The 25,244-nt window shown below is 39.8% G+C and carries 19 protein-coding genes; 10 read left to right on the top strand and 9 right to left on the bottom strand.

Features of this window, described 5'->3' with window-relative positions:
* Nucleotides 1-35 precede the first annotated feature (35 nt).
* Together KZZ04_RS09340 and KZZ04_RS09335 are read right to left on the bottom strand one after the other, a co-directional pair.
* Nucleotides 36-917, bottom strand: coding sequence for a hypothetical protein (locus KZZ04_RS09340; RefSeq protein ID WP_219422551.1), 882 nt, complete (start codon nucleotides 915-917; stop codon nucleotides 36-38).
* A gap of 134 nt (nucleotides 918-1,051) precedes the next feature.
* A complete protein-coding gene (locus KZZ04_RS09335) occupies nucleotides 1,052-3,289 on the bottom strand; it encodes an exonuclease domain-containing protein (protein WP_219422550.1) in 2,238 nt (745 codons plus the stop codon).
* A gap of 89 nt (nucleotides 3,290-3,378) precedes the next feature.
* Here KZZ04_RS09335 and KZZ04_RS09330 point away from each other — a divergent pair, with 89 nt between their 5' ends.
* On the top strand, nucleotides 3,379-3,873 hold the full coding sequence (locus KZZ04_RS09330; RefSeq protein WP_219422549.1) for a dual specificity protein phosphatase family protein: 495 nt from the start codon (nucleotides 3,379-3,381) through the stop codon (nucleotides 3,871-3,873).
* 128 nt (nucleotides 3,874-4,001) lie between these two features.
* Here KZZ04_RS09330 and KZZ04_RS09325 read toward each other — a convergent pair whose 3' ends face one another.
* The 5 genes from KZZ04_RS09325 to KZZ04_RS09305 all read right to left on the bottom strand — a co-directional run bounded on the left by KZZ04_RS09325 (nucleotide 4,002) and on the right by KZZ04_RS09305 (nucleotide 11,167).
* Nucleotides 4,002-4,430: a DUF6491 family protein gene (locus KZZ04_RS09325; protein ID WP_010557150.1), complete on the bottom strand. Its 429-nt coding sequence runs from the start codon at nucleotides 4,428-4,430 to the stop codon at nucleotides 4,002-4,004.
* A 324-nt stretch (nucleotides 4,431-4,754) separates the two neighbouring features.
* Entirely contained in the window at nucleotides 4,755-5,474 is a 720-nt protein-coding gene (locus tag KZZ04_RS09320) for a DUF6445 family protein (RefSeq protein WP_219422548.1), read from the bottom strand.
* Nucleotides 5,467-6,207 carry a SapC family protein gene (locus KZZ04_RS09315; RefSeq protein ID WP_219422547.1) on the bottom strand — a complete coding sequence of 247 codons (741 nt, stop codon included), beginning with the start codon at nucleotides 6,205-6,207 and terminating at the stop codon, nucleotides 5,467-5,469. The genes KZZ04_RS09320 and KZZ04_RS09315 overlap by 8 nt, the downstream gene beginning before the upstream one ends.
* Before the next feature lie 38 nt (nucleotides 6,208-6,245).
* On the bottom strand, nucleotides 6,246-7,802 hold the full coding sequence (locus KZZ04_RS09310) for a tryptophan halogenase family protein (protein ID WP_219422546.1): 1,557 nt from the start codon (nucleotides 7,800-7,802) through the stop codon (nucleotides 6,246-6,248).
* Between the two features lie 71 nt (nucleotides 7,803-7,873).
* A complete protein-coding gene (locus tag KZZ04_RS09305) occupies nucleotides 7,874-11,167 on the bottom strand; it encodes a TonB-dependent receptor (RefSeq protein ID WP_219422545.1) in 3,294 nt (1,097 codons plus the stop codon).
* 351 nt (nucleotides 11,168-11,518) lie between these two features.
* On the opposite strand from KZZ04_RS09305, the gene KZZ04_RS09300 reads away from it, so the two are divergent.
* From KZZ04_RS09300 to KZZ04_RS09270, 7 genes are all read left to right on the top strand, one after another.
* Nucleotides 11,519-12,091, top strand: coding sequence for an RNA polymerase sigma factor (locus tag KZZ04_RS09300; protein ID WP_058405681.1), 573 nt, complete (start codon nucleotides 11,519-11,521; stop codon nucleotides 12,089-12,091).
* The gene (locus tag KZZ04_RS09295) at nucleotides 12,084-13,178 is read left to right on the top strand and encodes a FecR family protein (RefSeq protein WP_219422544.1); all 1,095 of its coding nucleotides are present in this window, start codon (nucleotides 12,084-12,086) and stop codon (nucleotides 13,176-13,178) included. The genes KZZ04_RS09300 and KZZ04_RS09295 overlap by 8 nt, the downstream gene beginning before the upstream one ends.
* Before the next feature lie 36 nt (nucleotides 13,179-13,214).
* Nucleotides 13,215-14,645: a sugar porter family MFS transporter gene (locus tag KZZ04_RS09290; protein ID WP_219422543.1), complete on the top strand. Its 1,431-nt coding sequence runs from the start codon at nucleotides 13,215-13,217 to the stop codon at nucleotides 14,643-14,645.
* 218 nt (nucleotides 14,646-14,863) lie between these two features.
* Complete coding sequence (locus tag KZZ04_RS09285) at nucleotides 14,864-16,084, top strand: OmpP1/FadL family transporter (protein ID WP_257903595.1); 1,221 nt, start codon at nucleotides 14,864-14,866, stop codon at nucleotides 16,082-16,084.
* A gap of 47 nt (nucleotides 16,085-16,131) precedes the next feature.
* Nucleotides 16,132-16,545: a YeeE/YedE family protein gene (locus KZZ04_RS09280; RefSeq protein ID WP_219422542.1), complete on the top strand. Its 414-nt coding sequence runs from the start codon at nucleotides 16,132-16,134 to the stop codon at nucleotides 16,543-16,545.
* A 3-nt stretch (nucleotides 16,546-16,548) separates the two neighbouring features.
* Nucleotides 16,549-16,950 carry a DUF6691 family protein gene (locus KZZ04_RS09275; protein WP_219422541.1) on the top strand — a complete coding sequence of 134 codons (402 nt, stop codon included), beginning with the start codon at nucleotides 16,549-16,551 and terminating at the stop codon, nucleotides 16,948-16,950.
* A 103-nt stretch (nucleotides 16,951-17,053) separates the two neighbouring features.
* The gene (locus KZZ04_RS09270; protein ID WP_219422540.1) at nucleotides 17,054-18,133 is read left to right on the top strand and encodes a mechanosensitive ion channel family protein; all 1,080 of its coding nucleotides are present in this window, start codon (nucleotides 17,054-17,056) and stop codon (nucleotides 18,131-18,133) included.
* Between the two features lie 29 nt (nucleotides 18,134-18,162).
* Here the strand turns inward: KZZ04_RS09270 and KZZ04_RS09265 are convergent, their stop codons facing one another.
* Entirely contained in the window at nucleotides 18,163-20,298 is a 2,136-nt protein-coding gene (locus tag KZZ04_RS09265; RefSeq protein WP_219422539.1) for a TonB-dependent siderophore receptor, read from the bottom strand.
* Nucleotides 20,299-20,521: 223 nt separating this feature from the next.
* Between KZZ04_RS09265 and zigA the strand changes: the two genes are divergently transcribed.
* Together zigA and KZZ04_RS09255 are read left to right on the top strand one after the other, a co-directional pair.
* Nucleotides 20,522-21,721 carry a zinc metallochaperone GTPase ZigA gene (gene zigA, locus KZZ04_RS09260; protein ID WP_219422538.1) on the top strand — a complete coding sequence of 400 codons (1,200 nt, stop codon included), beginning with the start codon at nucleotides 20,522-20,524 and terminating at the stop codon, nucleotides 21,719-21,721.
* The gene (locus KZZ04_RS09255; RefSeq protein WP_138527983.1) at nucleotides 21,721-22,410 is read left to right on the top strand and encodes a DUF1826 domain-containing protein; all 690 of its coding nucleotides are present in this window, start codon (nucleotides 21,721-21,723) and stop codon (nucleotides 22,408-22,410) included. The genes zigA and KZZ04_RS09255 overlap by 1 nt, the downstream gene beginning before the upstream one ends.
* Nucleotides 22,411-22,464: 54 nt before the next feature.
* Here KZZ04_RS09255 and KZZ04_RS09250 read toward each other — a convergent pair whose 3' ends face one another.
* Nucleotides 22,465-25,227: a hybrid sensor histidine kinase/response regulator gene (locus KZZ04_RS09250; RefSeq protein ID WP_219422537.1), complete on the bottom strand. Its 2,763-nt coding sequence runs from the start codon at nucleotides 25,225-25,227 to the stop codon at nucleotides 22,465-22,467.
* Nucleotides 25,228-25,244 lie beyond the last annotated feature (17 nt).

The raw sequence follows: 25,244 nt of genomic DNA, 5'->3' as shown, positions 1-25,244 counted from the left end.
CTATTCGGCATTTGTGCAAACACACTTAGGGCGTATTAAAGGCCTAGGTCTAAATCGTTAGTAATGTTGGTTACTACTTCACTTGCGGTGCTAAGTGCTACATCGTTACTAATTTGATCAGTGACCGCTGCACTCACCTGCCCACTAACACTTTGCTGTACCGTGCTTTGTAAACTGCTAACCGTACTATCTTGCACACTGGCAATTAAAGATTGCTGAACACTGCTTACTACTTCATTACTGGTATTAATTGCATCACCCACTTGCAGTGCGGAACTCACTGAGTTTGCAGCCATATTAGTAATTGCTAACTGGTTTGTAAGCTCACCCGCATTAAGCGCATTCGTTGCATCAGCTTGTGTTACTGAATCGGTAGTGCTACTCACATTTGAAAGTAAAGAGGCATCTGTTGGTGTATCGGTTGTATCAGGCTGAGCGCCTTGATCAGACGTAACAGAAAGTAATGACGACTGACTCAGAGCCGTCGTTAAATTACCTGCCGATGAGGTTAACTGCGATGTTGCATCAAGCGCTGTATTAACTGTGGTATTGCCTGTGGCATTTAAAGACGATGCCGATGCATTTAATGCGTTATTTAAAGATCCGCTTGCAGATGCAACTAATGAATTTGCAGGCTCTGCGGCCTCGCTGCTTTCTTGCGCTGGAGTTTGTGTGTTATTTGCCGTTGAACCTGTGCTTTGCGAGTCATCAGCCGTTACTTGTGTATCGTTAGATACGTTTGTGTTATTGCTACCACTGGCTGCTAAACCGTTTTGTGAAAGCGCAATAGATGTAGATGTTTGTTGCTGCGCCGACGTTGACTGAGATATTTCAATATCAGCGGCGTGCACTGCACCTGTAAAAGTACACACACCGCTTAACATCATTACGCTTACAATTTTATTTAATTTAGTCATTGTTTAGTCCTCTAGTTTGTCGGATTGACATAAAGAAGACGATTTACAAAAACACTTTATTCCACAATAAATTAAAAATTTATAATAAAACTATTTATTATTTAAGTTTCATACACTTAAAAAAAGATAATACGCTACTGCGTTAGCGTTTCACTATTTTGTAACAGCAATAAAAGCTCAGCAGTGGCAGTTGCATCGGCCAATGCACGGTGATGACTGGTTAAATTTAAATTAAAATGCGCACTAAGGTTACCAAGCGAATACGACTTTAGCCCTTTAAACGCTCTGCGCGATTCAACCACGGTGCACATTTTTGGCATTTTAAAAAAGTGCCCTGCAACCTCGCACTCTTTTTTTATAAAGCCGTAATCAAAGTTTACATTATGAGCTACAAAAATACTGCCTGCGAGTTTATCTAATAATGGCTGTGCTATCTCGGCAAATACAGGCGCGTTATAAACCATGTTATCGCTTATGCCGGTTAGCTTAGTAATAAAGCCGGGTATATGGCGCTGCGGGTTAACAAGTGTCGTCCAGGTATCTATTACTTTACCGTGCTGTACTTTAACTATGCCAATTTCGGTAATGCGGTTACCCCCTTTTAAGCCGCCGGTGGTTTCTATATCAACGATGCTGAAAACACGGTTAGGGTCTACAAACCATTTAACTGCGGCAATATGTACCGTAAAGCCTACATTTTTTAAATTATCAATAGTGGTAAGTTGGTTGCGCCTAAGCTTGTCGCCCGGGGCTTTTACCTCTTCAAAATGTACTTGGCCATTATTAATGACCATTAAATCGGGGTAGCCATCTTTTAGCTGCAAATACTGTTTGCTCATGGCCGTTAAATGAGCAATTAAAGCTTCAAGCGGGCTGTTTAAAATAAGCGCCTCTAGTGGCTCTAATAAATTGCTGCGCCATCTAAATAAACCGTTGGGCTGCTCAAAGTATTGCGCTGCATGTTTACATACCAAATTGAGCAGCGCCTGATTAGTACTACAGCTTTTTAAACGTGCGTCAATTTGCGTGCTTTGTGCTTCATAAAAATTACCAAGCTGCAAAACTTGCGGGTAAATATCAAATTCATTACACGGCGGGTAAGGCGACTCTATAAACAACTCGTGCCAAAATACTAAACCAAATAAGCTTTGCCATAAGGTGTTTTCCGTATTAAAAACCGTTAACCCTTTTGCGGTATAATGCTCATTTACGCCTTGCTCTACATCGCCTCGGTAAATTTCGTCAATTTCAAGTACACATTGGGTGTCGGCTAGCATAGTGCTTAAGCGCGAACGCGTTTGTTTATTAAACTTACGCATTAAAAAGTCGTCAGCAAAGTACAGTAAATCGTCGGTAAGCGGGTTTTCTATAATTTGTTCTAGCTGCGCTTTTACCCATTCTTTATTACCTAAGCGGTATTGCTCTCTTATTTGAATTTCTTGGGCTTCGGCGTAATCGGTGCAGCCTTCAAGTAAGCTAAAGGCAAATTCGCTATCGGTATTTTTAAGTTGTTTATACAGCCTAACCAGCAGTTTATTTTTAATATCGTGCGCTTGTGCACCGTGCGCCGGTTGCACTAATACTAAATGCGCAAGTTCGGTGTAAGGCGTTATGTTATCCAAGGTTTCAGCTTTTGCATTACCACCCGTTTTGCCTATGTTTTTAAACGCTAAACGGTAAAGATTTAAAACATAATTAGATTGCGCCTCAGCCAATGTATTAAAGCGCGACAAGCTCTCGCTGTGCCCTTCGCGGGTAGCGGTTAACCCTAAATCTCGCATAACAAAGCGGTTTTGATGATTTACATCGCCACTACTTAAGCGCCCTGCAAATAAAAACTCAAAATACTCGTAATAATCTTCACGATTATTAATGACATACTGGCTGTATAAAGGGGCAAGATCATCTGCCCGCTCACTAAAAAATTGGCACGCAATAGTGACCAACTCCCCTTTAGCTGCGCTTTTTTTAAAGCTTACTTGCTCACTGTAATTACTTAGTAATTCCACCAGCATGGGCTTAGTTAAATGCGCTATAAGAAGCGTGTAATGCTGCGCGTTTGGCTCATATAAAATACCCGCTGTTTTTAGGGTATAAATAGCCTGATGCGGCGAGGTTATTTCTTCATAATTGAGCGATTGCGCCTGCACTAAATAAGGCTTGCGCGAATACACGCGTGCCAACATGCATTGGCTTTGCTCATCTAGTTGGTTAATTTTACTAATAAATTGGCTGTGCTTGGGCTCAAGTAAATGTATACATTTACTTGTTACAAACTCAATAAGTTCTCTAAAATGCGCTAAATAGTATTTTGCTGGTAATTCTTTTTTCATAACATCGCCACACCTGTATATAAAAACAGTATCTAGCATTTGTGCTTATTATTCAATCTTAAACTTGTAACTAAAACGCGCTATAGTGAGCATATAAAAGTAAATTTATTAAAAATAAAGGACTTACCATGAGCGCGCACCCGTACGATGTTTTATCACTCAATAACGGCGCAAATATTATTTTTACGCCTTGCCCTGGTACAAAAACGCAAAACCTAGCGGATTCAATCGCTACATTAAAAGCCGCTGGCACTCACATGCTGCTGTCGCTTATGCCGCAACAAGAACTTGAAAAAAACAACGTACAAACAATTAATACTGAGTGCAATAAGCATGATATAACCTGGTTTCATTTACCTATAAATGACGACGAAGCCCCAAAGCAGCCTTTTACATCAAGCTGGAACACCCACAAAATAGACATACTACAAGCCATACAGCAAAAACAAACCATTGCCATACATTGTAAAGGCGGCACTGGCCGCACAGGGTTGGTGGCTGCACTTATTTTAAATTCGGCAGGTTACACAAAAGAAGAGGTATACAGCCTAGTACAAGGCATTCGCCCTAAAGCACTGACTATAGAGCTACAAAAAGAGTACTTTGAAGAGTTTATGATTTAGGTATTTACGAGGCGTAACATTAACTTGGCATGCGCTTTTGATTTTAAATCTAGAACTAAAAGTGCGTTTATTCAACGTTTCTTAAATAATAGTTGACCTTAAAAGGTCAACTATTATTGTTATTAAATTCAACTTTGGATAGGATTTCCTATGCTTTCTAAATGCTCTGTTTGGCCAGCAGTAAGTGGGTAAATCGATTTTATAAAACATTTTTTTGTAGGTTGTTCAATGGTAGAAATTGAATCCCCTTCCTTATGTATAACAAAATTAGAAAATCGGTTTAACTCAATTCCATGAGATTCATTTAGGTCATGGCAAGTGCCCTGGGTTTCAATCAAATAATCTTTTTTATGTGCCGCTGAAATAATTAAGAATTTATCAGAAAGTGGTTTCCAACCTTTAAACCTAAAGCTATTGATTTTATCTTCACCTGCTAAGTTTTCTTCAGACAAGTACTTTGCATATGCTTGGTCTTTTTCTTTCAGTGAAATATTGCTTGTTGCTGAACAGCCTAAAAGCACTGTTGCTGCTAATGTAATAACTAAAATGTTTTTCATAAATTATCCCTTTTAATTAAAGTAACTAGGTAGATTACAAATGTATATTTATTGCGAAAACATACAACTTAGTAGATCTTAATTTTTACACCCACTCTAAGAAGAACAAAAAATATACAGTCAATTTTACAATAGAATATTATTTTATCTTTGTCATCTTTTGTTAACATTTTAGGTAAATTTAAAGTGTTTTATTTCATAAAAGAGGTGGCAATAAATCACCTTTTATAACTTTAAGATATATGAATTCTAAAAACCATTTATAAAAATCAATTTATAATCATATAAATTAGCGTCTAGCCGCTGCAAACAACACATTAATAGTCAGCACATGACCACAAAACTACTAATAGTTAAACGCCCATTAATTGGATCGCAGGCATAACCGTTAGCCGCATTTATATTACCTGAATGCAATAAGTTGCTTGGATATATAAGAACTCGATTTAGCTTTGCCTCTACACTGGAAATTTGCTCAAACAAAACTGTGCTGCCATTTATGTAATGTGGGTTTTTATGAAGCTTTTGCGCCATGGCTTGTTGCTTTATAGCTTGCCTATAAGGCATGAGTCGCTCTTTTGTTATGCGTTCATACCCTAGGGCTTTATGTTTATAAAATGAAGTACCCCCATGTGTTTCATCACATAAAAAATGCACCATAGCGAGTTGGTTCATATTGGATGTGTCAAAATGGGGAAGCATCTGTATTGGCCTGAGTTCATCAGGCTCAGTACATGCAATTGAAAAGGCAGAAAGTATTACATCAAACTCGCTTTTATCTGCCATATCAAAGTGTGAATTAATAATTGGAGCCAGTGCTTTTAACTGCTCTATATAATTAAGCGGTGCTGCTTTTCTTACTCCTGGGTAAAAATCACTTTCTTGTGCGCAAAATGTTTCCCTCGCTTTTTGAGAAAACACAGCAAAATTAATAAGTGCATCTACATTATTTACAAAATTATCAATAACAATAATTGGGGTTTTTTCCTCCCCTACAGTGTGTATCTGTAACACCATATTTTTGTTAAGTGTAAAATCAATCATCGGCTAAATTAAGCACCGCATTTTTACGCTCTATTAATGGGTATATCTGGCCAAGTGAGGTTATTACTGTATAAATGGCAGGTAATAAAGCACTTTGATGTAAAATCGTAATTTGCTCACTATTAAGTTGTGCGAGTTTGTCTTGATTAATAGTGTATAGGCCGTTTAACTTTGTTTTTTGGTTATTTTCAAACGTTACTTCAAGCGATAATGGCTGTAGTAGTTCATACTTTAACAACGCAGCGATTAACTTTTTATTGTCTAATTCGCCTTGTAGTAAATGCCCTAAACACTGCTTTATTTGTTTAAAATAGCCACTTTCTTCTGCGCTTTGGGTATAAATTGGTTCTAAATTATTTTCGCTTTGCGCAGAGTTATCAACTACTGCAGGGCTATTCAAATTAATACACACAGGGTATTGCGTTTGCTGCGCATGCGTATCACCAACAAAAAATGGCTGACGCTGTAACTGAAGCGGTAAATATACGCCCTGCCACTGTGATTGCTGATAAAACAAGTTCTCATGCTGCTCAAAGCCTAATAAAGCATTGAGTGTAAACTCGCCTGTTTCTGAGTTTTTTGCAAAAACTATAGGCTGCTGAACGGCAATTTGGCTAAGCTCCGCCATAACAACGGGGATCATATTAAGGTTTTTAGCGTGTGATTGTGCTTTTTGTGTGTCTATTTTTATATGCTGATGAGCACTTTGCTCTAATGCGACTAAATTTTCCATGCGTGTCTCTTTATTGTTTTTATGCGTAAATTTTTAAGCTAAATAGCACTAAAACCATGGTGCTTGATTTTATTAAGCAGCTCTCGGTTACTGGGTAAGTTAGTGACTGCTTGGTTTATCATGCTCTTATTTTTATCAAACTGACTTTTAGCGAAAACAGTGTCTTTAAGCATATAGGCAGTTGTGCTGTAATCACTTTTAAAGCCCATACCGTATAAAACATATTGATAACTCGCCGCTGGAAACACCTCATTATTACTTGTAAAGTCGTGGTCAGCAGGAGCGCGGTATTGCCATAACTTCATTAGATCTTGTAAGCTTTGAGGAATCGTTTTTGGGTCTCTGTTGTCGCGCCAAAATGCGTTATCGTCACGGTTTGATAAAATATAATGCAGTTTTAAAAAGTCGATTATTTTTTCCCACCTATAGGTAAACGTCTCGTTAAAGCGTTTGGCGGTAATATCCATAATATCTCGGGTATGGGGGAGCTGTTCGCTGATCATCTGTGCTGACATTTCTACTAATACCAATGCAGAAGCTTCGAGTGGTTCTAAAAAACCAGCCGAAAGCCCAACTGCAACACAGTTATTTTGCCAAAAGTGTGAGCGATGGCCACTTTTAATAGGGATTTTTCTAACTGTTAACGACTCTATTTTATCGCCCACATACGCTTTAAGCTTTTCTCGTGCTTGAGCTTCGCTACTGTATTTACTCGAATACACGTAACCTACACCACGGCGGTGCTGTAATCCTATATCCCATATCCAACCCGCTTCTTGCGCTGTTGAGATTGTGTGAGATGCAATACTCTCATCTTCATTATCATAAGGGACTTGCACTGCTAAGGCGGTATCAATAAATAGCACGTCATCGCACGGCTTAAAAGGAACCTTATAATGCTCACCTAATAACAATGAAGAAAAGCCGGTGCAATCAACAAATAAATCACCGCTAATTTCACCTTGTTGCTTTGTGGTAACACTTGCAATATCGCCATTATTAGCACTATTAACCTGCATCACATCGGCTAAAATATGTTTAACGCCAAGCTGCTGCGTACAATGCTTTTGTAAAAAAACGGCAAATTTTGCAGAGTCTAAATGGTAGGCATAATTGGCTATAGCTGCGTATTCTGGGGTGCGAATTGTTTTAGGAGCAAGCCCTTGCTCACAAATAGCTTCTTGGTAACACACTGCATTTGAAAAAGATGCTGGCTCAGCGGTGTTATTTAACCAATGGCCTGCCATATCTGTTTTTGAAAAGCCCTGTGGCAAAACTAATGGGTGATAATAAAAATCATCATTGCTGCCATCCACCCACTTGGCGAATTTTGCCCCCTGCTTAAAGCTTGCTTCGCACTCACGTATAAAGTCGGTTTCGCTAATGCCAAGCGCTATTAAAGTACTGCGCATTGTTGGCCAAGTGCCTTCGCCAACACCTATAATTGGTACGTTAGGAGATTCAACGAGTACAACATTAAGACCATCCGGGGTATTACTTTTATGGTGCGCCGCTAATCGACCGGCTGTTAGCCAGCCCGCTATACCCCCACCAACGACAACCACTGTTTTTATTTTTTTATCTTGCTGGTTCATACTTGTTACCTATAAAGGCATAGTTAAAAAGTGGCCATTACTAAATGTAAAAGCCACTTTATTAATTAAAGTTAAAAACTACCGCGAATACCTAACGCAAAACGTCGCCCGCTATCTTCAACCAACAATAATTGATTAGAAAAACGACCACGCTTGTGCACGTATTCTTCGGTTAAGTTAATACCTTCAAAAAATACCGATACATTTTCGGTAATGTCATAGCTTCCACTAGCATCAAGTTGTGCGTAATCTTCTACAATGGTTACACCATCACCATTTAGCTGTGTTAGCGACTGTACAAAGCTATCGCGCCAGTTATAGGCTAAACGCGCTTGAAATGGGCCATTCTCATAAAAGCCAACCACATTATAAGAGTCGCTTAAGCCTGTTAATGCAAAAACTTGAGTTATATCTGCAGAGTCTAACTCTGCATCGCTGTCTACAAATGTTGCATTAACCATAAAACCAAAGCCACTATCAAAACTATGTTGTAAGGCGACTTCCCAGCCATCAACAATCGCCGATTCACTATTGTTGGGTAATGTATTAGTAAATACAGCCGTCGAGTCGGCAGCGTCAGGGTTGTCTACATCATTACCTGTTGAGGGGTCAGTTAACAATCCGCCACCAGACAACTCAAAAGTTAAGTCTTCGGTCGTATTAATAATGAAGTTAGCAACGTTTTTTCTAAAGTAACCCGCAGATAAATAACTAGCATCCGCGTAATACCACTCTAATGATAAATCTAAATTATCAGAGGTAAATGGCTCAAGTGCAGGGTTACCAGAGCTTGATGTTAAATTGCCGCCTTGGCGAGTTGTTTCAATGACTGTTACAGGCGACATACTATCGAGTGTTGGCCGTGTAATTGTTTGCGATACAGCGGCACGTGCTATTAGCTCATCGCTTATTTCAAGCTTTACACTAAAGTTAGGTAAAATAGCTTCATAATCTGAACTGGCTGAAATATTTTCTACCGCGCCAAAGTTAGCAAGCATTTCTGTTTTATCTAGAATGGTTAAAGCACTAACTGGCTCATCGGTCCCCTTTACTTTTACATCAGTGCTTTCGTATCTAAAGCCCGCTGTTGCGTATAAAGGCATGCCTGCAAGCTCAGCTTCAAAATCAAACTCAGTATAAAACGAGAAAGTATCTTCAGTTATCTCAAACGACTTATTACGTTTAACTGCATCAAAACTAATAGGTTGACCATTCGCCGCAGCTATTTGCTCAAGGTACGCAAAGTTTGCTTCGCCATCGTGTGCAAGCCATGACGTTGGCATACGACCGCTGCCGCTTACATCGCCTAAAAAGTCATCCCCTGCATCAAATACAAATTGTGCTAAGCCATCCATGCTTGGGTTATCCGGGTAACCACAAAAAGTACAGTGAATACCAACACCTTCGTTATCCCAACGATCAAGGTTTTTAGTTTCAGTTGAATACATAGCACCAAACTTGACCGAAACTAAGCCTGAGCTACCATCGTTATGCCAAATGCTATCCCAACGAAACTGATCCACGGTATCTTCTACAGCCCAACCACGACGAAGCATTACGTGTGCTCGACTATTGGCGGTATCTAAATGATTAGATACACCATCAGGCGTAACTGCTGGGTTATAAGCAACCCCATCAAGTTCTTGCTGACCGCTATAAATATTAGGATTAGCAGAGGCAAACTCACTTGCGTAAGGTAGTATGCCACCATCTACTTCAAATCGAACTCGGTTAGCATAGCCAATCAACGATAACTGATCGCCACCGCCGTTATTAGCCTCACGCTCGGCTTTTGAATGGCTCAAATCAAATTTCATATTTAAGTTATCGTTTACATGCCAATCAAAGTTTAAGCCTAGTGCGCTAGAGCTTGTTAAGCGATCAAACTTTTTAGCGTGCATATCGGTAGCAAGGCCTACCTCTTGATATAAATCTACCACTGTGCCATTTTGGTCCACAGTTGGCCCTGCAGCCCCGCCAAAGCCTTCTAAGTTTGGCGCTGTAAACCAATGCCCGTAAGACGTGGTGTCAGCTTCAACATCAAAATCAGAATAAAGCCCATCGGCTGTTATAACTAAATCATCTGAAGGTGCATATTGTATAACTAAGTTTGCATTAGTACGTGTACGTGTTTCTGTAGTGACTTTATGATCGTAGTTACGCGGCGAAAAAATATTACCGGTATATGCTTGCCCGCTTTGAGTTTGCGGATTTGGGACACCCACGTTTTCTAACCAACCGTCTACCTGTGCCTGGTTTAAGCGTGTTTCGCGCTCCTGGCGAGAAACAGCAAACAACACACCTAGTGTGTCATCATTAAACGTATTGCTAATTAAGCCTGAAATTTCAGGCGTGGTTTCTTCACTATTTTCATCGTAAATACCTTTAACACTGCCCGCAACTTTAAAACCGCTAATTGCAAATGGTCGCGCTGTATTTACATTAACTGTTGAACCAATACCGCCTGACTGCTTTGTGGCTGTTGAGGTTTTAAATACATCCAAGCTTTTAACCAGCTCTGATGCAATAGTATCAAAGCTAAACGCACGGCTTTGGTTTTCAGATGCCATTTGGCGTCCGTTTACCAGGACTGTATTAAACTGCGGGCCAAAACCACGTACCGTAATGAGCTGCCCTTCGCCGCCTGAACGGTCTATTGAAACCCCGGTAATACGCTGTAAAGACTCAGCTAAATTTGTGTCAGGAAATTTACCAATATCTTCAGCTGAGATGGAGTCGACCACGCCACCCGCTTCTCTTTTTGCATCCATAGCTCGACCAAGCGAGCCTCTAATTCCACGTACTTCAATTATTTCTGGTTCTTGTGCTGCTGTCTCTGCTACTGCAGGAAGCGTTGTCATTGTGCTTAGTACGGCTAGTACAGCACTCGACACGCCATTTTTTTTATAGTTAGCCATGTTGTCAGTTCTCTCGAAACTTGGGTCTATTAAAATAGATATTTGCCCATCTTCGCTAACATGCGGTTGCAACCCTGTGCCATCGAGTAAAATATGTAACGCGTTTATTATTGAATACTCGCCAGCAATAGTATTTGTTTGTAACTGCTGAATTTTATCCAGCGGAAAAAGCAAAGTAATATCGGCTTGCTCGGCAAAATTTATTAGCGATAAATCGGCCCTTTGTCTGGGAATATTAAACACTGCTTTATCGTTTACAGTACTCGCTTTTACCTCGGTGGTGAGTAAGCTAAAAACCAGTACATAAATAGGTAAACAAAGCGGCAAATTTAAATATTCCTTGCGTATAGTTTTTGGCCATACACAGAACAAAGACGAGTGACTTTTTATTTTCCTCCATAAATATTTTTTATTTTTATTTAATAAATTATTTTTTTGACCAGCCATGCTAAATTTTTTATGCCTTTATTATTTTTATTGTTTGCGCTTTTAACAATATTTTTAAACAATTAAAAATACAGCCCACATTACAATTTTTTACTTATTAATTAAAAAGTTAAATTTTCAAAGCGAATAGTCATTACCTAGTAGGGTACTAGTAATGGCAAAAACTGTAGTACAATTCGCCTTTACATTACAAGCTTTATGCCTCGTTCGGTCAGTGAACATTAAATTAAAAAATAAAATACTGATTTATTTTTTAATTTAATGGCGGATTTTTTCTTACCATTCGTCTTAGTTTGTATTGGCAAATAAAATAACAATAATTGCCGTAAACACACACGAGACACACACTAAATGACGAAAGACACACTTTTTTATAAGGTCTATTTGGCCTCGCGCAAAAGTCTATCAAGTGTAGTTGCACGCATAGTGCCACCACATGAAATTGAAGATATAGTGCAAGAAACTTATGTGCGAATTTGTCAGATTAAAAACACTGAAAACATAAGCTCACCAAAATCTTTTATTTACAAAACGGCGCGAAATTTAGCGCTCGATTACCAAAAGCAAGCCAATATACGCCTAGTCGATGGCATCGACAACATGGAAGCGTTAGAGCAACTCTTAGCAGAGCACCAGCAAGACGAAATGTACGAAAAAGCACTAACCGATAGTGAATTTTCTAATTTTTGTGAGGCCATACGGCTTTTACCCGTGCAGTGCCGTAAAGTGTTTGTATTAAAAAAAGTGTATGGGTATTCGCAGCGAGAGATTGCTGCTCAATTAAACCTTAGTGAAAGTACCGTGGAAAAACATATAGCAACAGGCATGAAACGTTGTACGCAATTTATGCGTCAATCTACAAAAAGTGTTTATGGGCAACCAAATACTTCTTCGCAGCTAAATGCAGGAGGTGGAAATGACTAATATTCATCATATAAACGAGCGAAATTTAAGCGACGATGTGCGCCTTGATAAGGCAAGTGAATGGCTAGCTAAACTTGACCGTGGGCTGACTAAGCCCGAAGAACAAGCGCTAAAACAATGGTTAGCACAATCTTATAAAAATGTAGAGGTGTTACTTGAAGTAGCAAAGCTGTGGGACAAAATGGGCGATCTCAGCCGTTTGTCAGATCTGTTTCCACAAACACCGGTAAAACAAAAACGTCTCCCAGTGTGGTTAGGTGCGACAGCTGCCTCTATTTTATTAGCTGTTGCACTTAGCTTTTTTCAAGAAGCGTTTAACTTTTCATTTTTTTACCCAGTTAATCAGTCAGCTGTGGTTGCGAAACAACTTAATTTTCAAACCAACGTAGGTGAAAGTAAGGACATACTGCTTTCTGACAAAAGTAAAATTACCTTAAACACTAATAGCTTTGTTCAAGTTAGGTATACCGAGCACTCTCGTGTAATAAATCTACTGCGTGGCGAAATTCATATAGATGTAGCTCACGATAAAATGCGCCCTTTAAGCGTTACCGCGGGTGATAAAGTTATTCAAGCTGTTGGTACCGCATTCAATGTAGAGGTGGGTAAAAAACAAATAGAACTCATTGTGACAGATGGCAAAGTCCTTGTTGCAGAACAAAAAGCCAAATCGTTACCCAATCTTTCCCAAGGAACAAATAAGCAAGGTCAGTACTTATCAACTAGCTCAACTTCGGTGTCAAAGGGAGAAAAACTTGATTTAAGCTTTAAAGGTAAAATTGCTAAAGCGGTCGAAAAAGTTGATCCTATGGATGTAGCCGCTAGATTATCGTGGCGCAAAGGTAGCTTAATATTTAGAGGTGAATCACTTGCTGAAGCCATGGCTGAAATCAGCCGCTATACAAATATAGATTTTGAGCTTTCGGAAGATGACCGCCTCAAAACAGTGCAAGTTGCCGGCATGTTTAAAACAGGCGATATTAAAGGACTGTTGGAAGTATTAAACAATAACTTTAATATTGATTATGAAAGAGTCAGCCCAAATAAAATTCGTTTAAAATACGCAACACCACACGTTTCAATATAGCAAAGTACACCATAATAATAACTAGGACACACAATTATGACATCACCTCTTTCGCCGAGCACTAATAGCTCGGCGCACACATTGGGCACATGCTCTCTTTTTTACGTAATATTTATCTCGGCCGTTGCTGCTATTGGTGGCTTTTTATTTGGTTTTGACTCAGGCGTTATTAACGGCACGGTGTCGGCACTCGGTAATGCTTTTAATTCAAGCAGTGTGGCTACAGGGTTTAATGTAGCCTCGGTATTATTAGGCTGCGCATTAGGTGCACTTGCAGCGGGGCCGCTGGCTGATAAGTTTGGCCGCCGTGCAATTATGATCATCACCGCGATTATTTTTGCTATTAGCGCATTTGGTTCGGGCATTAGCGAAAGCTCGGCCGAATTTATTTTTTACCGCTTATTTGGTGGGTTAGGTATTGGAGCTGCATCGGTATTGGCGCCAGCTTATATTGCAGAGGTTGCGCCACCAGCCCTTCGTGGTCGTTTAGCTACACTTCAACAACTCGCTATTGTATTGGGTTTGTTTGCTGCGTTTTTAAGTAACTATTTAATTGCTGATGCAGCAGGCAGCGCGCAAAATATTTTAATGCTTGATATAGCCGCTTGGCGCTGGATGTTTTGGGCTGAGCTGGTGCCTGCAATACTGTTTTTAGTGGGGGTGTTGTTTATTCCTGAGTCGCCTCGTTATTTAGTGGCGCAAGGTAAAGTAACCGATGCAAAAACGGTATTTAGTAAAATTTCGAACGACAACGTTGATGCGCAAATAAGCGATGTTAAACGCTCCTTGCACAGTGATAAAAAGCCGAGTATTCGCGACTTATTTATCGGTGGCAGTAAAAAGGTACACCCTATTGTATGGGCGGGTGTTGCGCTTAGCGTATTTCAGCAATTTGTAGGTATTAACGTGGTGTTTTATTACGGCTCCGAGCTTTGGCAAGCCGCTGGGTTTGACGAGTCGCAATCGCTATTTATAAATGTATTAGCGGGCACCACGAATGTTGTATCGACCTTTATTGCTATTGCCCTAGTTGACAAAATTGGCCGTAAACCACTATTACTTGTAGGCAGTGTGGGCATGTTTATTAGCTTAAGTGCGCTTACTTATATATTTGGCAGCGCAGGCCTTGATGAAGCAGGCAAGCTTGCACTTAGCGATAACATGGGGACGTTTGCGCTTATAATGGCTAACTTATTTGTGGTATTTTTTGGCTTAAGTTGGGGCCCTGTTGTGTGGGTGTTATTAGGCGAAATGTTTAATAACCGAATTCGTGGCGCAGCACTCGCGGTTGCTGCAAGCGCACAGTGGATTGCTAACTTTGCCATTACCATGACCTTCCCTATTATGTTGGCTAATATTGGCCTTGCAGGTGCGTACGGCTTTTACGCTTTATCGGCACTTATTAGTATATTTTTTGTGGCTAAATACATTACAGAAACCCGTGGTAAAACACTTGAGTCTATGTAATTAATCTAGGGCGGTGAATCCTCTCACCGCTTTGTATTTTTTAGCTAAATGATTGATTTAATGGTTGTATAAAAGGCTTAAGCCATTACCTCGCTAAACTTTGGGTTAAACACACACGCTAAATATTTTTTTTACTATAAGTAATCGATTTGTATTTCTTTTTTGAATATAGAAAATTAGCTATTGTCCGCGTTTTCTCACTACGTATGTCTATCAAAATGAAAAATAAGTTAGTATCAGGCCTTGCATTAACATGCACATTAGGAACATTTAGCGCATTTGCTACCAATGGGTATTTTACTCATGGCTATGGCATGACCCACAAAGGCATGGCAGGTGCAGGGGTTGCGCTATCTGAAGAGTTAATGTCTGGTGCTAATAACCCAGCCAGTTTTACTGTAAATGGGACAGAAATGTCACTGGGATTAGAGCTATTTTCACCTGATAGAAAATACACAGCATCATCTGTAGATACGTTTTATCCTAATGCGCTTTATCTTGAAGCAAAAACCCAAAAAAGTGATAACACGTTATTTGCCATCCCTGAATTTGCTATTGGCCATCAGTTAAATGACAAAATAAATATTGGCCTATTGGTTTACGGCAATGGCGGTATGAACACCGACTACAGCGCCAATTCTGAGCCTGAAGGTACATTTTACGCTGGCACAACAGGCGTTGATTTAAAACAGTTATTTATTAGTCCAACTATTAACTACCAGTTAAATGAGCAAACAAAAGTGGGGGTTTCACCTATTTATGTTGTGCAACAGTTTAAAGCGACAGGCCTTGGAAACTTTGCGCCTTTTTCGCAATCGCCTGAAAATTTAACTAATAATGGCACCGACACCAGCACAGGCTTAGGTGTGCAAGTGGGCATAACTCAAACCGTAGGCACATCGTTTAGTTGGGGTGCCAGTTATCGCTCATCGGTGGCTATGGAAGAATTTGATAGCTATAAAGGTTTATTTGCAGAAGACGGTGGCTTTGACTTACCAAGCTCGATTCAAATTGGTGCCGCCTATAAAATTACACCAAATAACCAACTTGTATTCGATTGGCAAAAAATAAACTACAGTGAAGTTAAAAGCATTGCCAACCCAATAAGTAACTTAATGTCTGCACCGTTGGGTGCAACCACAGGTGCAGGGTTTGGCTGGCAAGATATGGATATATACAAATTAGGTTATCAGTGGCAGCCTGCTGCGAAACAAAAAATTCGCTTTGGTGTTTCTTACACTCAACAACCTATTCCGTCGTCTGAGGTGTTATTTAATATTTTAGCGCCGGGTGTACAAGAGTGGCATTTTACAACGGGTTTTAGCCATATAGTTAGCGACAATGTACAATTAAATGCTATGGCTTTTTACTCGCCAGCTAAAAAGGTATCAGGTGCTAACTTTTTAGCGCCAAACCAGCAACTAGCAACTAGCAATTGAAATGGACCAATCAGGTGTTGGTGTATCAATTGTTTGGGGAATATAAAATGGTAACAGAATTTACACCTTTATCCGCCGCTTTAGGCGGTGCTTTAATTGGTATGTCATGTGCATTATTACTTGTTTTATTTGGTAAAGTGGCCGGTATTTCAGGGTTAGTTAAATCTTTTTTTACTCCACTAAAACCCGATAATGTGTGGAAAGTGTGCTTTATTACAGGCTTATTAATTGCGGGCGTTGCCACTTCATTTATTGCGCCTGAGTTATTACAGGGCGAGTTAAGCCTACCACCGTGGTTAATTATTATAGCGGGGCTCTTAGTGGGTGTTGGCACGTCACTTGCCAATGGCTGCACAAGCGGCCACGGCGTGTGTGGTATGTCGCGCTTCTCTACACGTTCTTGGGTTTCAACATGTGTGTTTATGCTTGTTGCTGTAATAACTGCTAACTTAGTTGGATAAAACATGAAAGCAATTACATCGGTATTTTTAGGCTTTATTTTTGGCTTAGGCCTTATTATTAGCGGGATGACCAACCCTGATAAAGTACTTAATTTTTTGACCTTTGGCGAAAACTGGGATGGCAGTTTAATTATTGTAATGGCGGTAGCCATGGGAATAATGATGTTGGCGTGGTTTTGGGTTTCTAAAAAAAATAGCCCTTTATTTGGTGAAACATTTAGTCTAAGTAATCTAAAAAATGTAGATCGTAGATTAATTACGGGCTCTGTTTTGTTTGGTTTGGGGTGGGGATTGAGCGGAATTTGCCCTGGACCCGGCTTAGTTCAACTGGTGTCATTCAAAATGGAGTTTTGGCTGTTTTTTGCCTCTGTATTGGGTGGAATGTGGGTAGCTAAAAAAATATAAGTAACAATTGCCGAGCTCATCTCGGCAATACACTTCTCTTTACTTCAAACATAGGTACATAACTTGCTGTATTAAATATAATTATATTTAATAGGTTTAAGTTATGCTCAAAAATACGCTAGACGTTATTAATAACACCCCTTGGTTGAGTACGATAGCTTACCTTTTATTTGTAACTATACTGTTGTTTTTTATTCGTTTTTTTATAATGTACTGGCTAAAAAAATGGACATCAAAAACAACATTTACATTCGACACACTACTTCTAGACTCAATATCTAAGCCACTAACACTTTGCACAATTATTGTGCTAATCACCATTTTAGAGCACGATACATTCGTTATTGACCCCGAGTTAGCAAAGCGAATTCCATTCAACAGCATTAATATTGTATTAGCTTTACTTGCCCTTATATTGTTTTTAAATCACTTTGTTATTGGCGCCGTTAATCACTACGCTAAACAATCTGCAGTTATTTTTAATTCTCAAAGTATTATAAAGGGGGTTATTCGCGTTACTCTTTTTTCGGTGGGGTTGCTGGTTTTATTAGGCACCTTGGGTATTTCTATTACGCCTATCATTGCATCTCTTGGTATTACATCATTGGCGGTGGCGCTTGCTCTGCAACCCACCCTTGAAAACTTTTTTTCGGGCGTGCAGCTTGTTATAGATAAACCCATACGGGTGGGGGATTTTATTGAGCTTGAGTCTAAGGAGCAAGGCTTTGTAGAGAAAATTGGTTGGCGCTCTACGTGGGTTAAAATGCTGCCAAATAATATGATTATTATTCCTAATAGTCAGCTTTCCAAATCGCGTATTATTAATTACTTTTACCCCGAAAAAGAACTGAGTGTACCTGTTGATGTAAGCGTTCACTACAGCTCAGACCTAGAATTTGTAGAGCAAGTAACGCTAGAAGTTGCGCGCCAAGTACTAATTGACCATGAATGGGGGGTTGATGATTACAATACCTTTGTGGTGTATCACACCTTTGATAACTCAAGTATTAATTTTACCGTAATGCTGCGCGCAAAAGAGTACTTTAATCGATTTTGGGTTAAATCTGCTTTTATTAAAGCGCTGCATAAACGCTATAACCAAGAAGGTATTGTGATCCCCTTCCCTATTACAGCTATTAACACAGCGCAAGAAGCCGCTAATTTTAATAGCGATAAAAAATAAGCGCGAGATAAGCTCGCGCTTAAATTGCTTTAAAATTTATAGGTTACTTGGCCTACTATTTCTCGTGGGCTGCCCGGGAAATGACCGTTACGCTCACTAAAGCCACTTACTGCGTATTCTTTATCAAATATATTATTAATATTTACGCTTAATAAAACATCGTCAAAGCGCGTAGTCCAGCTCATATCAAATACAGTAAAGGGTTTAACTTTTTGGCCATCTTGGCTTATTTGCTCGCTTACGTAATTTGCGCCAAATGCTATAGACGAGTCGATGCTATCAAGCGCAAAACGCGACCATAAACCTGCTTGGTGGCGCGGCGCATTAGCAAAGCGAGAGCCATCACCGTAGGTGCTTGAAATTGTATCGCCCGTTGCACCTTCAACAACCAATGTATCGTTGTAGGCGTAGTTAGCGGTTAGCGTCCAGTGCTCGGTTAAATCGCCCACCAGCGTTGTTTCAAATCCGCGGCTTTCTACCTCACCAATATTTAAAAGTGCTGCAATGCCATCACCCGCGCCAGTGTCGTCGGGGTTACTCATTACTACGTTTTCTTTATTAATTTGGTAAATAGCAAAGGTGCTCATAATTTTGCCATCTAGCCATTGGTTTTTAATACCAATTTCGGTTTGTTTACCGGTTTCTGGGGTTAAGTTGCCCTCGCCCTCTACATCTTCTTGATCGCCCGATGATGCTGGGTTAAAGCTTTCTGAGTAGTTTATGTATAACGAGGTATTTTCAACAGGTTGGTATGTAACGGCCACGCGCGGTGTTACATCGTTATCTGAGTAACTGTAACCGGTTTCTTTATTTAGCTCTTTAAAATAGTCGTAACGCAGGCCGGCAATCACGGTCCATTGCTCGTTAATGCTTACAACATCTTGTACGTAAACGCCAAAACGGTCGGTTTCAACACCATCGCGGTTCATGTCGGTAAGGTTATAAGTACTTGGGTCGGTTTCGCCGTAATTTAAGTCAAATATGTTTAAGTTAGCCACGCCATCCGCTTCATAACGGGCGCGTAAGTAATCGTACTCGGTATCAACTATGTGGTAGTCGCCACCAAATAATACTTGGTGTGCTAATTGGCCTTGCTCAAAGCTATAAACAAAGTCGGTGGTTAAGCTTGTTTCTTCGTTGGCGCGGTATTGCTTTCGGTATTCGCGTTTAATGGTTTCGTCATCAATGTTTGCTTCACCATCGCCGTTTACATCTACCCAGCTTTGCGACTCATGGTAGGCTTGGTCGCGTTCGTTATCCATGTAACGCAGTGTGCTACTTACAGAAAAATCATCATTAAAGTAATGCTTTAGCTCGGCTTGCAGCACTAACGCTTCCATGTCTTGGTAGTCAAATGCTTCATTTGCGTTATAACTAGGGTCAACTAAAAAGTTGCCATTGTCATCTACCGGTACACCACGTAAACGGTTACCGCCTAAGTCTTGCTTAATGTAATCAACAGTGGTGGTTAGTGTGGTTGAATCGGTTAAATCAAATAATAAACCAGCGGTAAACTCACTGTTTTTTGAATCTGCGTTATTACGAAAGCTGTCTTGCTCTTCGTAATAACCACCTACTCTGTATGCCATGGTGTCGGTTAAACCGCCGGTCATATCAAGTGAGGCGCCATGTGTGTTGTAATTGCCAAGCGTTAGTTTTAGCTCTTTAGTTTGCGTATAACTTGGCTTTTTAGTCACGTAGTTGATCATACCGCCTGGCTCACCGCCACCATATAACGCAGAGGCTGGGCCTTTTAATACTTCTACACGTGCAACATTAAATAATTGGGGTACACCAAAGCCCGAGTACGGGTCGCCGCGTACGCCATCGTAAAATACATTGGCATCGTCTCTAAATCCACGAAAAGTAACGCCCGAATAACTGTACTCACTTACCCCGGCTATTGAGCGGTATAAATCGGTGATATCGCGCGCGGCTTGGTCAATAATAAGCTGCTCGGTTAATACCTGCGCAGATTGCGGTAATTTAATAAGATCTAAATCCGTTTTAGTCCCAATTTTACTTTCGGTTTCTAGGTAAAACTGCTGAGCGCGGCCTGTTACTTCTATTGTTTCAATTTCGTTATTTTGCTCGGCAAATGCCACATTAGAAAAAGCAGAAAAAGACGCAGCAATACTAAGCGCCAAGTATTTTTGGTTAAACATGTTGATCCTGAAAAGAGGTGTATAAAACGCCGCGAATGATAACGACTATCATTACCATATGCAATGTAAATAATTCCATATTCCCCCTTATTTTTCGAATGAAAAGTATTTGAGTAGCACATTAAATTTGCAGCTCAGCATTAAATAAAATAATTAGCATTACTGGAATACAAGATTGATATAATATAACATACCTTAAATTGCAATTTAGTAAGATTATTAAATGATAAATAAACTGCCCGTCACAGTGTTATCAGGTTTTTTGGGGGCCGGTAAAACCACTGTACTTAGCCATATTCTTAATAACAGGCAAGGTAAAAAAGTGGCTGTTATAGTTAACGATATAAGCGATATAAATATCGATGCAGCCACTATTAAAAACGATGTATCGCTCAATCACAGTAACGAAAAGCTCGTCGAAATGAGCAACGGTTGTATTTGCTGTACCCTACGAGAAGACTTACTTGTTGAAGTGGGCAAACTTGCCAAAGAGGGGCATTTTGATTACCTCGTTATTGAATCAACCGGTATTTCTGAGCCATTACCGGTAGCCGAAACCTTCACATTTGCCGATGAAAATGGCGTATCACTGGGTGATATTGCCACACTTGATACTATGGTAACGGTGGTTGATGCCGTTAACTTTTTAAACGACTACGAACAAGCAAATGATTTACAAGATACCGGCGAATCGTTAGGAGAAGATGACGAACGAAGCGTAGCCGACCTACTTGTTGACCAAGTTGAATTTGCCGATGTAATCTTAATCAGTAAAACGGATTTAATTACAAACGATGAATTAAATAAACTCACTGCCATTTTAAATACGCTTAACACTCACGCTAACATTATCCCTATTTCAAACGGCCATATTAATATTAACGAAGTGCTAAACACGGGTTTATTTAATTTTGAACGTGCCCAACAAGCGCCGGGTTGGCTTAAAGAAATGCATGGTGAACATATTCCCGAGACCGAAGAGTATGGTATTAGCAGCTTTAATTACACTGCGCGCCGCCCATTTGACCCTGAAAAGTTTTATCACTTTTTGCACAACACCGAGCAGTTTGGCAAGCTAATTCGTTCTAAAGGTTATTTTTGGTTAGCAACACGCCCTTTATTTTGCGGGCAATGGAGCCAAGCAGGCGGTATAGCTCATTACGGATTTGCTGGTATGTTTTTTAAAGCCATCCCTAAAAAAGACTGGCCCACAGAGCCCGAAATACTTGCTGATATAAACAGTAAATGGGTAGAACCCTTTGGTGACATGCGCCAAGAGCTAGTGTTTATTGGTCAATCTTTGAATCAACAAGCCATGATTAAAGCGCTTGATGACTGCCTACTCCCAGAAGATGCCGTACTTAAAGGTAAAGATTTTTGGAGAACCTATAACGACCCGTTTCCTATTTGGGAGGAAGAGTAATGAATGCCCTAGCCCCACTAACTGCGCAAATAAAACCGGATGAACCACTGTACCGAAAAGCAGCTAAAGAGTGTGACGCCAATGTATTGCCACAAATTTATAACCAAGACACTAACATTGTTATTTGGCAAAGAGACCTAGAGCAAGCATTAACAAATGCAGTTAATACACTCATTAGTGCAAATGCTTTAAAGCCACTTGAACTTGCGGTATCGCCCGATGATGCATTTGGTCAATTAATAAAAGCGCTTAAGCCAGAAGATACTAACCGCGATGAAGTTAAAGCGCTGTGTGAAGATATCGCACTGTTGGTTGAAATGTTTTGCTGCCTGTTTGATTTAAAACGCGCCGGTTTAAGGCTAAAAATATTAGATAAACCCATGTGCCCGCGTTTTCATGTAGACAAAATTCCGTGCCGGCTAGTCACTACTTACCAAGGTGTTGCTACGCAGTGGTTAAATCACAGCGATGTAGAGCGCTCAAAGCTAGGTACAGGTAATTTAGGTAAACCCGATGAAGAGTCTGGCTTATTTAAAAGCCTAAATAATATTAATCAACTCAAGCAAGGTGATGTTGCCCTGCTTAAAGGCGAGTACTGGGATGAAAACGAAGGCGCAGGGCTAGTGCACCGCTCGCCACCGGTAGCTGCAAACGAGCAACGGTTATTGCTCACCCTCGATTTTATATGAAATTAAAGCGCCATTAATAAAGGCCATATATTGTATGGCCTTTGTCAATTATACTTAATTTATCTTTATAAGATTATTAGCAATAACGCTTAATAACCCCTGAGAGTTAACCGGCTTTGAAATAAAGTCATCCATACCTACATCTAAACAACGCTGCTTATCTTCTTCGTATGCATTGGCTGTAATGGCGATAATTGGAACCCGTTTATCTGCACCTATTTCATTTTCGCGAATGCGTATAGTACATTCATAACCGTCCATATTAGGCATTTGACAGTCCATTAAAATTAAATCAAACACATTACTTTTTAATGCTTTAAGCGCTTCTAAACCGTCGTTTGCCATTGTAATAGTAACAGCTGTTGGCTCTAACATTTTTGCAATTACTTGGCGGTTTATAGGGTTATCTTCCACCAGCAAAATATCCTTATTTAGCAAGTCTGGTAGCGACTGTGCTTGGACCGGCTTTGCTAAATCGACATTTTGCGCTTTAGGGGCATTTATTGAAAACTTAATAGTGCTACCCAAACCTGGCACGCTATTTAAGGTTATTTCACCACTCATTTTTTTAATCAAACCTTGGCAAATAGCCAACCCAAGGCCTGTACCGCCATATTTACGTGCTACGCTAGCATCTGCTTGAGTAAATTCACTGAAAAGTAATAGCTGCTGCTCTTTTTCGATCCCAATACCGCTATCAGACACACTTACCGTGAGCTGCTGTTCACTGTAATCAAACGATAAACGCACAAACCCAGCCTGAGTAAACTTTTGCGCATTAGACAATAAGTTAATAATTACTTGATTTAAACGTAAGTCGTCTACATTTACGCAATCGGGTAAGTCTGGACTCTGTTGAATAATAAACTCAACATCGTTGGAGTGAATAATTGGCGAAAATAACGAATGAATATTTTCAATAAACGGAGCAAGCAAAGTTGCTCGCGGGCTAATTTGCATGGCGTTTGCTTCAATTTTAGAAAAGTCTAAAATATCATTTAATATTTGTAGTAGATTTTTGGAGCTTTTTTGCTGTGTTTCAAGCAGCTCGCGTTGATCATCTGTAAGGGTTGTATCTCGCAGTAATACCTCTCCCATACCTAAAATGCCATTCATAGGAGTACGCAGTTCATGACTCATGTTGGCCAAAAACTGTGACTTAGCTTTATTAGCTTCATTAGCTGATTTAACTGCTTTTGTTAGCTCATCTGTTTGCTCAGCCACTTTAACTTCCAACTGCTGGTTAAATTGGCTTAGCTGTTTATTTAAATCCTGATTTTTAATATTAGACGCCTGTAAACTTTCTATTGAGTCCCTTAAGGCATTCCCCAACATTTTAAACTGTTGTTGCAGCTGCAGCACTTCGTACCAGCTAGACTCTGTATTAAAGTGTTGTTTGTCTGATTTATTAAAACCATACATTAAATTAGTCAAACCAATAATTGGCTGAACTAATAAATTAGATAAATGATGAATAAACAACACCACTAAAAAAATCAACACTGCACTAAACAATATTGTTGGTAGCCAAGCTGTTGCTACCACCTTAGTTAAGTGTTTACGATTGTAAAACGTAATAACTTGCCATTGACTACTAGTATCAACATACTGATTGGTATGAAATACTTCATTATTAACAGAACGAAAAAGTTGATTATCGCCCAGGTTGCTAATTGTAAAATCTAACGTCTTAAAATCAGCCAGTATTTGAAATTGTGCCAAAGAGCTAAAAACAATTCTTTGCTCAGCATCGAGTATAATTAGCTCACCAGTTTGATTAAACAAATTTGGAATATACTGCTCTAAGCGCTCTAGCTTTAAAGAGCCCTCTACAACACCATAAAACTCGTTATTTTTGTATATTGGTGCAGAAAGAGCAACTATAGGCTCATTCCCAAGACCACGCCCCTGAAACACCCCACTACTGTAACCTTTGGGATACTGTTGAGCTTGTGAAAAATACGGTCGGTCGTTTACAAATCGCTTCTCCTCACTAAGCCCTGCAAGTAATGTTTCAGGAATACTTTTAGCGACATACCCATTTGGCATTGCATATAAACTCGTAGTAAAACCTGGGTATAAATCCATTAACTGTGTGAGCTGCTGTTTTATATCAATCCCACCCCCAATGGCATCACTACTCATTACCACCGCGTTTTTATGAAACTGCAAATAGTCATTCAACTGTGTGCTAATAGATTTTGCTTTTTCCTCAAGCTGCGCATTTACCTCATACTCTATACGCGAATGATGGTCGTTAACCAAAAAAACACTTGTAATAAGCACAACCAAAACAATAATAACACTGACCACATAACTAAGAATACGAGCCAGTGGACGTCCTTGATAAGCACGGCTAGCATAAGGAACAAATATACTAATCAAATCAACCAATGCTAAGCTGATTAATGCGTTAACCAGGTATTTAAACACTGCAACAATAAGCGTTAGCGACGCTAAATCCATTACAAACTGGCCTATCACCCAAATAATAGGTAGCCCCACTAAAAACCAAAATACGGCACCTAAAGGTAAAATGGGTTTTGAACGCCTCAAACAGAAAGTATAAAGCCATAAAAGCTCAAGCAAATACACTACACTGGGCCAACAGTGGCCCCACCTATAAAGTAAAAAACTCGAGACAATCGCAAGCGTAAGACAGGAGTAGCGCAACCCAGTGAATACTAAGCTGCATAAAACAAAAATTTGTCCAAATAAGAATTCAGAACTATCGAAAAAATACAGGGGTAAAAGGTTAACCAACCCGCCTATTAACCCTAATAAAATAGCTAGTGCCCACTTACTTCTTTGAGACATTACAACAACCCTTGGGC

Origin of the sequence: Pseudoalteromonas sp. CR1 (assembly GCF_019392235.1) — a bacterium.
Lineage (GTDB): Bacteria > Pseudomonadota > Gammaproteobacteria > Enterobacterales > Alteromonadaceae > Pseudoalteromonas.
Note: the sequence above shows the minus strand (reverse complement) of the source record. Positions and strands in the feature narration are given on the sequence as shown.

Coding starts and splice junctions, on each gene's coding strand:
- KZZ04_RS09340 (WP_219422551.1), bottom strand. CDS start 917: ATGACTAAATTAAATAAAATTGTAAGCGTAATGATGTTAAGCGGTGTG.
- KZZ04_RS09335 (WP_219422550.1), bottom strand. CDS start 3,289: ATGCTAGATACTGTTTTTATATACAGGTGTGGCGATGTTATGAAAAAA.
- KZZ04_RS09330 (WP_219422549.1), top strand. CDS start 3,379: ATGAGCGCGCACCCGTACGATGTTTTATCACTCAATAACGGCGCAAAT.
- KZZ04_RS09325 (WP_010557150.1), bottom strand. CDS start 4,430: ATGAAAAACATTTTAGTTATTACATTAGCAGCAACAGTGCTTTTAGGC.
- KZZ04_RS09320 (WP_219422548.1), bottom strand. CDS start 5,474: ATGATTGATTTTACACTTAACAAAAATATGGTGTTACAGATACACACT.
- KZZ04_RS09315 (WP_219422547.1), bottom strand. CDS start 6,207: ATGGAAAATTTAGTCGCATTAGAGCAAAGTGCTCATCAGCATATAAAA.
- KZZ04_RS09310 (WP_219422546.1), bottom strand. CDS start 7,802: ATGAACCAGCAAGATAAAAAAATAAAAACAGTGGTTGTCGTTGGTGGG.
- KZZ04_RS09305 (WP_219422545.1), bottom strand. CDS start 11,167: ATGGCTGGTCAAAAAAATAATTTATTAAATAAAAATAAAAAATATTTA.
- KZZ04_RS09300 (WP_058405681.1), top strand. CDS start 11,519: ATGACGAAAGACACACTTTTTTATAAGGTCTATTTGGCCTCGCGCAAA.
- KZZ04_RS09295 (WP_219422544.1), top strand. CDS start 12,084: ATGACTAATATTCATCATATAAACGAGCGAAATTTAAGCGACGATGTG.
- KZZ04_RS09290 (WP_219422543.1), top strand. CDS start 13,215: ATGACATCACCTCTTTCGCCGAGCACTAATAGCTCGGCGCACACATTG.
- KZZ04_RS09285 (WP_257903595.1), top strand. CDS start 14,864: ATGAAAAATAAGTTAGTATCAGGCCTTGCATTAACATGCACATTAGGA.
- KZZ04_RS09280 (WP_219422542.1), top strand. CDS start 16,132: ATGGTAACAGAATTTACACCTTTATCCGCCGCTTTAGGCGGTGCTTTA.
- KZZ04_RS09275 (WP_219422541.1), top strand. CDS start 16,549: ATGAAAGCAATTACATCGGTATTTTTAGGCTTTATTTTTGGCTTAGGC.
- KZZ04_RS09270 (WP_219422540.1), top strand. CDS start 17,054: ATGCTCAAAAATACGCTAGACGTTATTAATAACACCCCTTGGTTGAGT.
- KZZ04_RS09265 (WP_219422539.1), bottom strand. CDS start 20,298: ATGTTTAACCAAAAATACTTGGCGCTTAGTATTGCTGCGTCTTTTTCT.
- zigA (WP_219422538.1), top strand. CDS start 20,522: ATGATAAATAAACTGCCCGTCACAGTGTTATCAGGTTTTTTGGGGGCC.
- KZZ04_RS09255 (WP_138527983.1), top strand. CDS start 21,721: ATGAATGCCCTAGCCCCACTAACTGCGCAAATAAAACCGGATGAACCA.
- KZZ04_RS09250 (WP_219422537.1), bottom strand. CDS start 25,227: ATGTCTCAAAGAAGTAAGTGGGCACTAGCTATTTTATTAGGGTTAATA.